The organism is Nitratireductor sp. ZSWI3 (genome assembly GCF_024655565.1).
GTDB lineage: Bacteria > Pseudomonadota > Alphaproteobacteria > Rhizobiales > Rhizobiaceae > Nitratireductor.
Map to the genome: position 1 here is coordinate 1 of NZ_JANKOF010000063.1, position 13,261 is coordinate 13,261.

Consider the following 13,261-nt stretch of genomic DNA (forward strand, 5'->3'; position numbering starts at 1 on the left):
GTGCGGGCGTGGGCTGGGCAGGGGAATCTCGGCGACCGCGGCGATCTCCTCCGCCGGCTCGACCGGCTCGGCAGCCGCCTCCGCGGTTTCCGGCTGCTCCGCTTCGGCCGCCTCGGCGGTCGGCTCGACCTCGCTGACGGGCTGCTCCGGCACGGCGGTCTCGACGGCTGTCTCGGCGGTCACAACGGGCGCGATTTCCGGCTGCACCTGCACCGGCGCCTCCTCGGTGACGGGAAGCACTTCCTCGGTCGCCTCGCCGGCCGCGACCTGGTCGGCGAAGGCATCGCCGGCGATGGCGATCTCCGTCGTTCCGCCGCCGGCGATCTCGACCTGCGGCGCGCGCAGCATGACAAACCCGGCGGCGCCCGCATGCAGACTTACCGAGACGACGAGCGCTGCCGTCCATTTCAACGATCGGGCGTTCATTCTGCGGCGCGTTCCGTGATGATGCTGATCTTGCCGGCGCCGGCGGCCTTCAGGGCGCCGATGATGTCGACCAGGCGTGCCGCCGGAAGATCGCGATCGGCGGCGACGGTGATCTCCAGGGCCTGCCCGGCATCGGTCTCGGCCCGCCGCTCCGCGACGAAGCGGGCCGCCTCGACGGGTTCGCCCTTGGCGCGCAATTCACCGGTCTCGGTGGCGAACAGCGCGCCTGGCGGCTCGGCGCGCTCCGCCTCGGCGGTGGTGATGAGATCGATCTCGTTGTCGAGCGGCGGCGTCAGCGTTCCGGCGACCAGGAAGAAGATCAGCATCAGGAAGACGATGTTGATCAGGGCGATCGTGCTTTCGCGCTGGCGGGTCTCGCGGGGGCGGGCAAGGCGCAGCATCGCAGTTACCTCGCGATCGAGAGGGTGAGGTGCGTATCCTTGCGGATGCGCTCGACGGCATCGACCAGCGTTTGCGACGTCAGGTCGCCGCGCACCAGCAGCACCGCGGTCTCGGCCCCGGCATCGCCGAGGCGCGCGAGCTCGGCGAGCGCCTCGTCGTCGGCGAGCGTCCGGCCGTTGACGCGCCAGCCTTCCGCGCCGTCGAGGCGGATCAGGACGTCGGGCGCGTTGCCGCCGGCGCTCGCCGAGGCCGGCCCGCCGGAAATCTCCACCTTGGCGAAGCGGGTGAAGGTCGACGACAGCATGAAGAACAGGAGCAACAGGAAGATCACGTCGATCAGCGAGGTGAGCGACAGCGGTCGCCTGCGCCTGAGGGTATGCGCGTCAATGCGCATGGCGCGGCGCTCCGTGCAGCAGGACCGGAGCCGACCGCTCGACCGCAGGCCGCGGCTCCCCGGTTTCGCCGAGGGCGGCATGCGACAGAACCGCGCTGGTCATGGTCTCGACCGCCACCCGCTCGTTCTCGAGCCGGGTCTCGAACCAAGTGAGGACCAGCGAGACGGGCATCGCCACGGCAAGACCGCAGGCGGTGGTCAGCAGCGCCACCCAGATGCCGCCGGCCAGGATCGACGGGTCGACCGTGTTGCCGGCCGCCTGCAGCTTCTGGAACGCGTCGATCATGCCGAGCACGGTGCCGAACAGGCCGAGCAGCGGGGCCACCTGGGCGATGGCGTCGAGCGCCCGCAAGCCACGTTGCAGATCGTGCAGCCGGCCAAGCGCCACGCGGGCGACCTCGTCCTCGATGGCGCTCGTCGCGGCCTTGCCGGAAGCTGCGAGCCGCATCGCCGTCGCAAGCGTCTCCTCCACCGGCGAACGGGCATTGCCGAGCAGGGCCCGGGCTTCGCCATGGTCGTGGTGGAACCAGGCGTGCAGGGCACGGTTGGAGCGCCCGTGCCGGCCGACCCGCTCGCGCTGGAACTGGGCCAGTTTCAAGAGGATAAGGGCAAGGGCGAAGACGGACAGCAGCGCGATGATCGCCACCACGGGGCCGCCGAGCTCGAAGAAGGAGGAGATTGTGGTGACGATGTCGTCGATCATGATCAGAAATCCTGTTGGTCTGCGCTTGAGCCTCTCCGGCGCACAGGCGCCTATTTGCCGAAGGCGACGCCGCTGCGCGTGGTCGCGTTGAGCCTGGCGATACAGTCGCCCGGAGCGATGCCGTCGCCCTCGCAGGCGGAGGCATCATTGACCAGCACGCGGCCGATGGCGCCGCACTCGGCGTCGGCGAGGTCGAAGCGCTTGACCTTGGTCTTCGCCGCCGGCAGGTCCTGGAAATCGAGCACCAGCAGGCGGTCGACCATGCCGGCCTTGTCGAACAGGGCGATCTCGTAGGCGGCCTTGCCGATGTCGCGCGGCAGCCCGTTTTCGACGACGAAGGCGATGCGGCAGCCCTTGTCGCTGTCCTGGAGCCCGTTGAGCTCCAGATTGATCGCCGGCGCCGCGCCGTCCTGGGCGGCGGCGGGAAGTGCCGTCGCCTGCAGGCCGGCCGCCAGCACGAGGCCGGCAAGGCTGGACGGGCGGGGGCAGGGTAATCGTGACGGCATCTTATCCTCCGAAGCGCACGGTGGCGGCGAGCTTGACGGTCAGGCCCGGCTGGTTGAACGAGCCGTCCGAGGTGTCGACGATCGGCAGCACGTATTTTTCGTCGAGCAGGTTGTCGACGCGGAAATCGAAGCGGAGATTCTCGGTCGCCTGGTAGTTCGCGTAGAGATTGACGAGCGTGTAGTCCTCGGCGAACGTCGCCCCCTTGGGCGCCTTGTTGAACTGCACCTCGCCGCCCAGCGTCAGGCGACGCTCGAGGAAGCGCATGCCGCCGTCGAGCGTGACGCTGGCCGAGGGGATCGTCGCAAGGTCGGAGCGGGTGCCGTCGCTGTCGATCTGATGGCCGTCGATGATGGTGATGCCGAGACCGGCATAATAGCGGCCCGCGTCGTAGCGGCCCTCGAGCTCGAAGCCGTCGATCTTGGCCGCATAGACATTCTGATACTGGAAGCAGAAGGCGGAGCCGAGGGCGAAGCAGCTGTTCCCGGGGAAGGACGGCACGAAGACAGTGGTGATGTAGTCCTCGATATCGTTGTGGAAATAGGCCGCCTTGAGCCGCAACGTGTCGTCGGGCCTGAAGATGCCCGCCGCCGAGTAGTTGACGCCGGCCTCCCAGGTCTTGCCGGTTTCCGGCCTCAGATTCGGATTGGGCAGGAAGGAAAAGGTGGCGCCGGGTCCGGCCGCATGCTCGCCGCTGATATAGGCTTCCGAGGTGTTGGGCGCGCGATAGCCTTCGGAATAGGAGCCGTAGACCTGCAGGCCGGCGAGGAGCCCGTCCCGGAACGGCGAAACGCCGACGCTGAGGCGCGGCGACAGGCGGTCGCCCGAGCTCTTGTCCGACGATTCGAGCTCGTAGGAATCGTAGCGCAGCCCCGCCACCACCTGGAGCCAGTCATAGGTGAGCTTGTCCTGCGCATAGGCGCCCCAGATGCGCCGGGTGCCATCGGGATTGTAGGGATCGGCGCCGCCGCTCGACGCATTCGAGGTGAAGTCGTCATAGACCCAGTCGCCGCCGACCGTCAGCTCATGCGCGATCGCGCCGGTGTCGAAATAGGAGGTGTTCCAGATGTCGAAGCTGGTCGTGCGCAGGTCGTATCCCGACTTGGCGCCGGAGTCCCACTGGCCGAGCTCGAGCAGGTTCACGGCGCCCTTGACGTTGAGGTTCAGCCACTTCTCCTCCGCGTCGGAGATCTTGTATTCTCCGGTGAAGGCATTGCTGTCGAGCCGGTAGTCGCGGGTTGCGGTCGACGACCACTCGTCGCTCGATCCGGTCCAGCCGAGCGTCAGCTCGCTGTTATCGGTCGGCTTGACGGTGCCCTTGAGATGGCCGCTCAGAACGTCGAAGCCCGAATTGTCGACGCGGTTACCGTCACCGTCCTTGTAGTCGCCATAGTCGCGCCAGACGACGTTGCCGATGATCGAGGCCAGTTCGTTGAAGCGGTAGGCGCCCGCCGCGCTGGTGGTCCAGCCGGAGCCGTTCGATTCGTAGCGGCCGGTCACGGACAGCGCGTAATTCTCGTCGTCGCGCAGAAAGTCCTCGGCCTTCTTGGTCTCGAAATAGACGACGCCGCCGATGGCGCCGGAGCCGAACGTGTTGGCGCTCGGGCCGCGAATGACGTCCACCTGCTTGATCAGCTCGGGATCGAGCCAGAACATGCGCGACACTTCATGGCCGGCCTTGTGGAAATTCTGCCGGGCGCCGTCGACGATGACCGAGACGCGTCCGGCATCCTGCAGGCCGCGGATGTTGACGTTGCTGACCGAGGGCCGGCCGTCCGAATAGACGCTGATGCCGGGCACGCCGAAGAAGACGTCGTTGGAGGTCGTCGCCATGCGACGCTCCAGTTCTTCGCCGCTGATCTGGCTGACCGAGGCGAGCGATTCCATGGAGCTCTCGCCGGTGCGGCTGACCACGGTGATGCGGTCGAGGGTGGTGAGGCCCGAAGCCGGCTGCTCGACCTGCGTGCCGTCTTCCTGTTCGCTGGCCGCTTCCTGGGCAAGGGCCGGAGCAAAACCCGCCGGAAGAAGCGTGATCAGCGCAGTGCCGCAAAATAGGAATGCTCTGCGGTGCCTCATGGAACTCAACATTCGAAATCACCCACCAGTTAGAAATGAAACCGGCCGACTGGCGGTGGCTTGTCGGCATTACCCGGCTAAGAATTTTTTCTTGAGAATTCCACTCCGGTATTGCGGTGGCTATAAAATATGATAAGGAAAGTCAAGAAAGCGGAATATGAAAATGCACTGTCAAGCCAGCGGTCGCGAGCGAAACAATGAGGAGGGTTTTTCCATGAAGACCTATTTGTCTATCGACCCGACGGGGCAGTCCGACATGCAGAAATGGACGGGCGCGCGGAACGGTCTCGTTCCCGACCGCACCATTTCGAGCGTCGATCTTTTCGAGGGGCGCAAGGAGATCGGGATCGAGCATCACGGTGCTTATTACCGCCTCAAGATCACGCGCCAGGGAAAGCTGATCCTGAACAAGTAGGGGCGACCAGACGTATGAACATTCAAGCAATTCGCGCGCCTGAGGGAATCAGGCGGGCACGTAGCGAGAATCCCAAGATGCGCGAACGCGATCTGGCGCTGCAGCTCGGCATTTCGGAGGCCGAACTGCTTGCCGCCCATGTCGGGCACGGCGTCACGCGCATCGCGCCGGATGTGGCGGGCGTGCTGCCCGGCCTTGAGGCGCTGGGCGAGGTCATGGCGCTGACGCGCAACGAAAGCGCCGTGCACGAGAAGGTGGGCGTCTACGAGAAAGCGACCGTGGGCTCGCAGCATGCGCTCGTGCTCGGCGGCGACATCGACTTGCGCATCTTCCCCTCGCGCTGGGCCTTCGGCTTCGCCGTCGACAAGGACGGCGAGGATGGCGTGCGGCGCAGCCTGCAGTTCTTCGACCAGGCGGGCGAGGCGGTGCACAAGGTGCATCTGCGCCCTCGCTCGGACGTCTCCGCCTATGAGGCGCTGGTCGGCGATCTCGCCAGCGCGGACCAATCCGCGTTGATCGAGGTGGCACAGGAGAATATCCGCGACGAGGTCATCGCCGGCGACGACCTGCCGGCTGCGGAACTGCTGCGCGAGCGCTGGAGCGCGATGACCGACGTCCATCAGCTCTTCAACATTCTGCGCAAGCTCAAGCTGACCCGCCATCAGGCGGTTCACATGATCGGCGAGGACTATGCCTGGCGTCTCGACAACGATGCCCTGACGGCCATGCTCTACCAGGCCGTTCGCGACGAGGTTCCGATCATGTGCTTCGTCGGCAGCAGCGGCTGCATCCAGATCCACACCGGGACCATCCACACGGTCAAGCCGATGGGGCCCTGGATCAACGTGCTGGATCCGGGCTTCAACCTGCATCTGCGGACGGATCACGTGCGCGAGCTCTGGGCCGTGCGCAAGCCGACCAAGGACGGTCACGTGACTTCGATCGAGGCCTATGGAGCCGAAGGGCAGCTCATCGCGCAGTTCTTCGGCGAACGCCACGAAGGCCAGGACGAGCGGCCGGACTGGCGCCTCATGGTCGAGCGGCTGCAGAAGCTTTCCGCCCCGCAGGTCGCATAGGGACAAGGCCGGACATGCAGGACATCATGAAGCGGAGATCGGTAAACCGGAAGCCGGGCAGTCGCTGGCGGATGCTGGTCGCAGCTTGCGCCCTGGGGGCGTTTTTCGGCGGGCTGCCGACAGGCGCGGTGGCACAGACCGTCGACAGGTTCGCCGACGCTTCCCGCCTCGTCGCCATCGGCGGCGCGGTGACCGAGATCGTCTACAGCCTCGGCGAGGAAGGCCGGCTGGTGGCGCGCGACACGACGAGCAGCTATCCCGAGGCCGCCCTGGCGCTGCCGGATGTCGGCTATATGCGGGCGCTGTCGCCCGAGGGCGTCCTTTCCGTCAGCCCGACGGCCATTCTCGCCGCCGAGGGCAGCGGCCCGCCGACCACCATGGCCGTTCTGGAAAAGGCCAGGGTGCAGCTGGTTCTGGTGCCCGAGAGCCATAGCGGCAAGGGCATCCTGGAGAAGATCAGGGTCGTCGGAAAGGCACTGGGCGTCGAGGACAAGGCTGAAGCCCTTGCCGAACGTGTCGGGAAGGAACTCCAGGAGGCGGAGACCGCGGCGACGGCTGCTGCCGGCGGCAGGCGGGTGCTCTTCATCCTGAGCATGCAGGGCGGGCGGATTCTCGCCGCAGGCAGCGATACCGGCGCCGACGGCATCATCCGCATGGCGGGCGGCACGAACGCCGTAAGCGGGTTTTCCGGCTACAAGCAGGTTTCCGACGAAGCGATCGCCGAGGCCAGACCGGATGTGATCCTGATGATGGATCGCGGCGACGGCTCGGGCGTTTCCGATGCCGATCTCTTCGCGCATCCGGCCATCGCCGGCACCGCCGCCGGCGCCAACAAGGCGCTCTTGCGCATGGACGGCTCCTATCTGCTGGGCTTCGGCCCGCGCACGGCTTCCGCCGTCCGCGATCTTTCGGCCAAGCTTCATGACGTCGAAACGGCGACGGATTGAATGATGTTGCAGGGACAGGCGCGCCCGGCCCCCGTCGGGCTCTGGTCGCGGGCCGAAGGGGACCGCACCGGGCGCGCGCGTCTTTGCATCGCCGCCCTGGCGGTGCTTTATGCGCTGGTGTTTGCGCTCAGCCTCGGCTCGGGCGCCTCCGACATGTCCTTTTGGGACGTTATGCGCGCCTGGCTCGCTGGCGAGGGCGACAACGCCTTGTCGGCACGCGACAGCATCATCCTTTATGACATCCGTCTGCCGCGCATCCTGCTCGGCAGCCTGATTGGTGCCTCGCTGGCCGTTTCCGGTGCCGTCATGCAGGGTCTCTTCCGCAACCCGCTGGCCGACCCCGGCATCGTCGGCGTCGCCTCCGGGGCGGGGCTTGGCGCCATCGCGGTGATCGTTCTCGGCGGAACCGCCGGGCTCGGGCCGCTGATCGGCCTTCTGGGGATTTATGCCCTGCCGTTCGCCGCCTTCTTCGGCGGCCTGGCGACGACCCTGATTCTCTATCGCGTGGCGACGCGGCGCGGGCAGACCTCCATCGCCACGATGCTTCTGGCCGGCATCGCCCTCGGCGCGATGGCGGGTGCGTTTTCCGGCGTCCTCGTCTACCTCGCCGACGATCAGCAGTTGCGCGACCTGACCTTCTGGGGGCTCGGCTCGCTCGCCGGCGCCACCTGGAGCAAGATCTGGGCGGCGGGGCCGATCATCGTCGCCGCGCTCTGTGCCGCGCCGCTTCTGGCGCGCGGACTGGACGCGATGGTGCTCGGCGAGGCGACCGCCAACCATCTCGGCATCCGGGTGCAGCGCATCAAGAACGCGGCCATCGTCGCGGTCGCCGCGGCCACCGGCGCGTCAGTCGCCGTCGCCGGCGGCATCGGCTTCGTCGGCATCGTCGTGCCGCATCTCCTGCGGCTCACCATCGGGCCGGAGCATCGCTACCTGCTGCCGGCCTCGGCGCTGCTCGGGGCCAGCCTGCTGCTGGTCGCCGACGCGGTCAGCCGCATGGTCGTCGCCCCGGCCGAATTGCCGATCGGCATCGTCACGGCGGCGATCGGCGCTCCGTTCTTCCTGTGGATCCTGCTGCGCCGGCGCGGCCTTCTGGACTTGTGATGGCGATCGAGGTGCAAGATCTGGGCGTCTTTATCGGACGCAAGAAAATCCTGTCCGGCGTCGAGCTGACCGCGCCGCCCGGCATCGTCACGGCGATCGTCGGACCGAACGGCTCGGGCAAGACCACGCTGCTCAAGGCGCTGTCGGGCGACATCGCCTATACGGGCGAAGTGCGCATCAACGGCATGGCCCTGTCGTCCCTCAAACCGTGGCAGGCCGCCGTACACAGGGCGGTGCTGCCGCAGTCGACCACCTTGTCCTTTCCCTACACCGTGCGGGAAATCGTCAAGCTGGGGCTGTTGAGCGGCCGGTCGGGGGCGCGGCCGGAGGAGCTGGCGACCCTGCCGGAAAGAGCTCTGGCGCGGGTCGATCTCGCCGGTTTCGCCGGACGCTTCTACCAGGAGCTGTCGGGTGGCGAGCAGCAGCGGGTCCAGCTGGCGCGCGTCCTGTGCCAGGTCTGGAGCCCGGTGCTGGACGGGCGACCGCGCTATCTTCTGCTCGACGAACCCGTGTCGAGCCTCGACATCAAGCATCAGCTCGCCATCATGGAGATCGCCGCCGGCTTTGCGGCCGACGGCGGCGGGGTGATCGCCATCCTGCACGATCTCAATCTCACCGCCCGCTATGCCGACCGGATCGCCATGATGCACCGCGGCAGGCTCGTCGCCTGCGGAACGCCCGGCGACGTGCTGACCGATGAGATGGTGTCGGATGTTTTCGAATGCCGGATCAGGGTGGGGGCGCCGCCGCCGAACGGAACACCGTTCGTCCTGCCGCAATCTGCCGAACTTTGAGGCGCCACGCGTCCATCTGGACCATGAGACACGACGATTTCGGTCATGTCTGGTCTTGTGGCAACAGCGCTGCGCACTCTGCTTGAATGCACAAGAACGCCATTGTTTCTGAATTGACGCGTGCTTCCAGAAACCGATCCCGGTTTTCGCAGGCTAGCTGGCGACCGCCCGGATGGGCAGCTCGTCGATCCCCAGCCGATGCCGCATGTCGGGCTTCGAATCGACCAGGTCCTTGATCGTGTAGGCGCCGAGCACCTCGAAGAAGGCGTTGAGCGCCTTGCGCAGAGCCTCGTTCAGGCCGCAGCTTTCCACCAGCGGGCATTCGGCGCTGTCGTTCTCAAAACATTCCGCCATGGCGAAATTGTCTTCGGTGACACGCACCACGTCGAAAAGCGTGATGTCCGCTGCATCCTTGGCCAGCCGCACGCCGCCGTGGCGGCCGCGCACGGTTTCCACGAGACCGTGTTCGACAAGGGGCTGCAGGATCTTGAAGAGAAACAGGTCGGAGAGGGTGTAGGCTTCGGCGATGTCGGAGATGCGGCTTAAGCGCCCCTCATTCGCGGCGCAGTACATCAGGATGCGGATGGCATAATTCGTTTGTCGCGTCAGGCGCATAACGATCCTCTCGTATAACCTTCGCGCAATATGGCCCATCGTTTAGAATAATTCCAGAGTGTCCTGCTCAAATACATGATTTTCCTGTTCAACTTTTCGTCAGGCCCGGGCCCTGCCGCCGTGCCTTGCGCTGCAGGGCCGTGTTCCTTGCCATTTTTGCTGCGATGCACAATATATGCCGTCCGGGGAGCGCAAAACCGCCCGCAAGAGGCGGTCTCGACGATCCGGCATCGACATCCGATGCCGACCACCAAATCGGCCGCCACAGCGGCGGTGCTGAGAAAGGCAATCCCCCATGAACGCACATGTGCTCGAACAGGAGATCGGCAATGCCGTCACGATCTCCGGTTGGGTGACGGTCGACCAGGAGATGATCGACCGTTTTGCGGACTGCACGAACGATCATCAATGGATTCACGTGGACCGGCAAAGGGCGGCGCATGAAGGCCCGTTCGGCGCCACGGTGGCGCACGGCTTCCTGACGCTTTCGCTGCTGTCGAGCCTGTCCTATGAGAGCGGTGCATGGCCCGCCAGGCTCGGCACCATCATCAACTACGGTCTCGACCGGCTGCGCTTTCTGGCCCCCGTCAAGGCGGGCAGCCGCGTCAGGCTGCGCGCGCAGTTGCAGGAGATCGAGGAGAAGGCGCCTGGACGGCTGCTGATCCGCCACCACAGCGAGGTGGAGATCGAGGGCGAGGACCGCCCGGCGCTGGCCGCCGAGACGGTCGTCCTGCTCGTTCTCGAGGAGCCGGCGGGCTGAGGCCCGGCGCCTTTCAAGGGTCCTATTCGGCGTCGGGCTGCTTCATCGGCGCCGCCTCGATGAAGGCCGGCCGCTCCATGCAGGCGGCATGGATGCGCGAAATCACCGGATAGGGCGCCATGTCGACGCCGAAGCGCGCGTTGTTGGCCACCTGCGCCACCAGGCAGATGTCGGCCATGCCGGGCCTGTCGCCATGGCAGAAGGTGCCGGTCTGCGGGCTTTCGGCGAGCATCTTTTCCAGCGGCTCGAAGGTGGCCTCGACCCAATGGCGGAACCATGAGGCGACCTCGGCGTCGTCGGCCCCGTAGCGCTCCCGCAGCGCGTTCAGGATGCGCAGATTGTTCACCGGGTGGATTTCACAGGCGATCATCTGCGACAGCATGCGCACCCGCGCCCGGCCGTGCGGATCGGCAGGCAGCAGAGGCGGCTCGGGCACCATCTCGTCGAGAAACTCCATGATCGCCATCGACTGGGCGATCATGGTCCCGTCGCTCCAGACCAGCGCCGGCACCAGCCCCTGCGGATTGACCGCCAGATAGGCCTCGCCCCGATGCTCGCCATGGCGCAGGTGATGCGCCGCATAGCGATAGGCGATGCCCTTCATGGCGAGCGCGATGCGCACCCGGTAGGAGGTGGAGGAGCGGAAGTAGTTGTGCAGGACGATCTCGCTCATGACGTTCACACTGCCGAAATCGTGATTGCGATTTCACCGACGCCGTCGACACCGCCTTCGACGCGGTCGCCGGGCTTGAGAGCGCCGACGCCGGCCGGCGTACCCGTATAGATCAGGTCTCCCGGCTTCAGCTCCATGGCGCGGCTGCACAGTGCGATCACGTCCGCCACGGGCCAGATCAGCTCGGCGAGATCGCCGTCCTGGCGCACGGTGCCGTTGACGGCGAGCCAGATGCGGCCCTTCGCCGGGTGGCCCGTCTTGTCCACCTGGGTGATGGCGCCGCAGGGTGCCGAACGGTCGAAGGCCTTGGCCCAGTCCCATGGCCGGCCCATCTTCTTCGCTTCGCCCTGCAGGTCGCGGCGTGTGAGATCGATGCCGACCGCATAGCCGAACACGTGGCTCGGCGCTTCGCTCGCCTCGATGTCCGAGCCGCCCTTGCCGATTGCCACCACCAGCTCGATCTCGTGATGCAGGTCTTCGGTCAGCGAAGGGTAGGGGATGGCTGCACCGCTATCGACCACGGCATCGCCCGGCTTGCTGAAGAAGAACGGCGGCTCGCGATCGGGATCCTGGCCCATCTCGCGGGCATGGGCGGCATAGTTGCGCCCGACGCAGAAGATGCGGCGGACGGGAAAGCGCGCCTCGCTGCCGGCAACGGCGACGGAAGGCTGGGCAGCGGGCGGAAACACGAATTCGGCCATGAAACTCTCCAGGAAACGACGAGAAAGACATGGCCGAATTGATTTTCCGGGGCAAGGCCCGGAGGACGGCAATCAGTCCTGGATCGCGTTTATGATTTTGGATTGAATCAATCCAAAATCATAAACGCGATCGATTCCAAAAAATTAGAGCGGGATGCGGGCGGAAAACCGCTTCGCACTTTTCCTCATCCCGCTATAGCATTTTGCAGTCAGGTGGAATCACCTGACGTCCGCATAAATGCAGAAAAACAAGAAGATAGAGCGTCCTTTGTGCGTCCAAAAGGACGCACGGCGCTCTAGAAGACCGATTTCACCGCCTTCACCGTGGCGTCCACCACCTGGTCCGCTTCCTCCCTGGTCAGGCACAGCGGCGGGGCGAAGCCGAGAATGTCGCCCTGCGGCATGGCGCGCCCGATGACGCCCTGCTGGAGGAGGGCGGCGGCCACCTGCGGGCCGATTTTCCTCGAAGCATCGAAGAAGCGACGCGCTTCCTTGTCTTGGACGAACTCGACGGCGCACAGCATGCCTTCTCCGCGCACCTCGCCGACATGGGCGTGCGCGCCCAGCGCATCGCGCATGGTATCGACCAGATAGGCGCCCGTCTCGCCGGCGTTCTTCACCAGGCCCAGCTTGTCGACGAGCTCCAGATTGGCGATGCCGGCGGCAGCCCCGATCGGATGCGCCGAATAGGTCCAGCCGTGGCCGATCGCACCGTTCTCGTCGGTGCCGCGTTCCAGAACTTCCCACATCCTCTTGCCGACGATGGAGCCGGACAGCGGCGCGTAGGCCGAGGTCAGCCCCTTGGCGATGGTGATGAGATCGGGCTCGATGTCGTAATGCAGCGATCCGAACATGGAGCCGAGACGGCCGAAGCCCGTCACCACCTCGTCGGCGACGAGCAGGATGTCGTGCCTGCGCAGCACCTTCTGGATCGCCTGCCAGTAGCCGGCCGGCGGCGGAACGATGCCGCCCGTGCCGAGCACCGGCTCGCCGATGAAGGCGGCGATGGTGTCGGCGCCCTCGCGCTCGATCAGCGCTTCCAGCTCGGCCACGCAATGGGCGGTGAAATCCTCCTCGCTCATGGCAAGGTCGAGGCGGCGGTAGTAGTAGGGCGCTTCGGTATGCAGCACCTGCGCGAGCGGCAGGTCGAACTTCTTGTGGAACAACTCGAGGCCGGTCAGCGAACCGGTCATCAGGCCGGAGCCGTGATAGCCGCGCCAGCGCGAGATGATCTTCTTCTTCTCGGGCCGTCCGAGAATGTTGTTGTGGTACCAGATCAGCTTGACGTTGGTCTCGTTGGCATCCGAACCGCCGAGGCCGAAATAGACTTTCGACATGGTTTCGGGCGCCCGGTCGAGGATCATCTTGGCGAGCGTTATCGATGCCTCGGTGCCATGGCCGACATAGGCGTGATAATAGGCGAGCTCCCTGGCCTGCTCTGCGATCGCATCGGCGATCTCCGTGCGGCCGTAGCCGACATTGACGCAGTAGAGGCCGGCGAAAGCGTCGAGCAGCCGGTTGCCGTCACGATCCTCGATATGGACCCCCTTGCCGCCGGTGACGATGCGGTTGGGGCTCTCGCCGCGCGCATGCTGGGCGAGATGGGTGGAGGGATGGAAGAAATTCTCCCGGTCCCACTGGTCGAGCTGGTCGTTCTTCAACAGCATGTCT

At 65.9% G+C, this 13,261-nt stretch carries 15 protein-coding genes and 1 pseudogene; 6 read left to right on the plus strand and 10 right to left on the minus strand.

Annotation, left to right across the window (positions count from 1 at the left end; translation table 11 throughout):
• From NUU27_RS17410 to NUU27_RS17435, 6 genes and pseudogenes are all read right to left on the minus strand, one after another.
• Positions 1-426: pseudogene (locus NUU27_RS17410) on the minus strand (energy transducer TonB); the annotation flags it as partial.
• The gene (locus tag NUU27_RS17415; RefSeq protein ID WP_257763420.1) at positions 423-827 is read right to left on the minus strand and encodes a biopolymer transporter ExbD; all 405 of its coding nucleotides are present in this window, start codon (positions 825-827) and stop codon (positions 423-425) included. The pseudogene NUU27_RS17410 and the gene NUU27_RS17415, both read right to left, overlap by 4 nt.
• 5 nt (positions 828-832) lie before the next feature.
• On the minus strand, positions 833-1,222 hold the full coding sequence (locus NUU27_RS17420; RefSeq protein ID WP_257763421.1) for a biopolymer transporter ExbD: 390 nt from the start codon (positions 1,220-1,222) through the stop codon (positions 833-835).
• On the minus strand, positions 1,212-1,925 hold the full coding sequence (locus NUU27_RS17425; RefSeq protein ID WP_257763422.1) for a MotA/TolQ/ExbB proton channel family protein: 714 nt from the start codon (positions 1,923-1,925) through the stop codon (positions 1,212-1,214). Before NUU27_RS17425 ends, NUU27_RS17420 begins: the two co-directional genes overlap by 11 nt.
• A gap of 50 nt (positions 1,926-1,975) precedes the next feature.
• A complete protein-coding gene (locus NUU27_RS17430; protein WP_257763423.1) occupies positions 1,976-2,431 on the minus strand; it encodes a hypothetical protein in 456 nt (151 codons plus the stop codon).
• Position 2,432: 1 nt separating this feature from the next.
• Positions 2,433-4,505: a TonB-dependent receptor domain-containing protein gene (locus NUU27_RS17435; protein ID WP_257763424.1), complete on the minus strand. Its 2,073-nt coding sequence runs from the start codon at positions 4,503-4,505 to the stop codon at positions 2,433-2,435.
• Positions 4,506-4,761: 256 nt separating this feature from the next.
• On the opposite strand from NUU27_RS17435, the gene hemP reads away from it, so the two are divergent.
• From hemP to NUU27_RS17460, 5 genes are read left to right on the plus strand one after another with little or no spacing between them, the layout of a single operon-like run.
• Positions 4,762-4,920, plus strand: coding sequence for a hemin uptake protein HemP (gene hemP / locus NUU27_RS17440; RefSeq protein WP_257763445.1), 159 nt, complete (start codon positions 4,762-4,764; stop codon positions 4,918-4,920).
• 14 nt (positions 4,921-4,934) lie between these two features.
• Entirely contained in the window at positions 4,935-5,996 is a 1,062-nt protein-coding gene (locus tag NUU27_RS17445) for a hemin-degrading factor (protein WP_257763425.1), read from the plus strand.
• Positions 5,997-6,022: 26 nt separating this feature from the next.
• A complete protein-coding gene (locus NUU27_RS17450; protein WP_257763426.1) occupies positions 6,023-6,943 on the plus strand; it encodes a hemin ABC transporter substrate-binding protein in 921 nt (306 codons plus the stop codon).
• Positions 6,944-8,047 carry an iron ABC transporter permease gene (locus tag NUU27_RS17455; protein ID WP_257763427.1) on the plus strand — a complete coding sequence of 368 codons (1,104 nt, stop codon included), beginning with the start codon at positions 6,944-6,946 and terminating at the stop codon, positions 8,045-8,047.
• Positions 8,047-8,841: a heme ABC transporter ATP-binding protein gene (locus tag NUU27_RS17460; protein WP_257763428.1), complete on the plus strand. Its 795-nt coding sequence runs from the start codon at positions 8,047-8,049 to the stop codon at positions 8,839-8,841. Before NUU27_RS17455 ends, NUU27_RS17460 begins: the two co-directional genes overlap by 1 nt.
• Positions 8,842-8,994: 153 nt before the next feature.
• Here the strand turns inward: NUU27_RS17460 and rirA are convergent, their stop codons facing one another.
• The gene (gene rirA, locus NUU27_RS17465) at positions 8,995-9,456 is read right to left on the minus strand and encodes an iron-responsive transcriptional regulator RirA (RefSeq protein ID WP_257763429.1); all 462 of its coding nucleotides are present in this window, start codon (positions 9,454-9,456) and stop codon (positions 8,995-8,997) included.
• 295 nt (positions 9,457-9,751) lie between these two features.
• Between rirA and NUU27_RS17470 the strand changes: the two genes are divergently transcribed.
• A complete protein-coding gene (locus tag NUU27_RS17470; RefSeq protein WP_257763430.1) occupies positions 9,752-10,216 on the plus strand; it encodes a MaoC family dehydratase in 465 nt (154 codons plus the stop codon).
• 22 nt (positions 10,217-10,238) lie between these two features.
• Here NUU27_RS17470 and maiA read toward each other — a convergent pair whose 3' ends face one another.
• The 3 genes from maiA to NUU27_RS17485 all read right to left on the minus strand — a co-directional run bounded on the left by maiA (position 10,239) and on the right by NUU27_RS17485 (position 13,254).
• Positions 10,239-10,889 carry a maleylacetoacetate isomerase gene (gene maiA, locus NUU27_RS17475; protein WP_257763431.1) on the minus strand — a complete coding sequence of 217 codons (651 nt, stop codon included), beginning with the start codon at positions 10,887-10,889 and terminating at the stop codon, positions 10,239-10,241.
• Between the two features lie 5 nt (positions 10,890-10,894).
• The gene (locus NUU27_RS17480; RefSeq protein ID WP_257763432.1) at positions 10,895-11,590 is read right to left on the minus strand and encodes a fumarylacetoacetate hydrolase family protein; all 696 of its coding nucleotides are present in this window, start codon (positions 11,588-11,590) and stop codon (positions 10,895-10,897) included.
• Between the two features lie 296 nt (positions 11,591-11,886).
• Positions 11,887-13,254: an aspartate aminotransferase family protein gene (locus NUU27_RS17485; protein WP_257763446.1), complete on the minus strand. Its 1,368-nt coding sequence runs from the start codon at positions 13,252-13,254 to the stop codon at positions 11,887-11,889.
• Positions 13,255-13,261 lie beyond the last annotated feature (7 nt).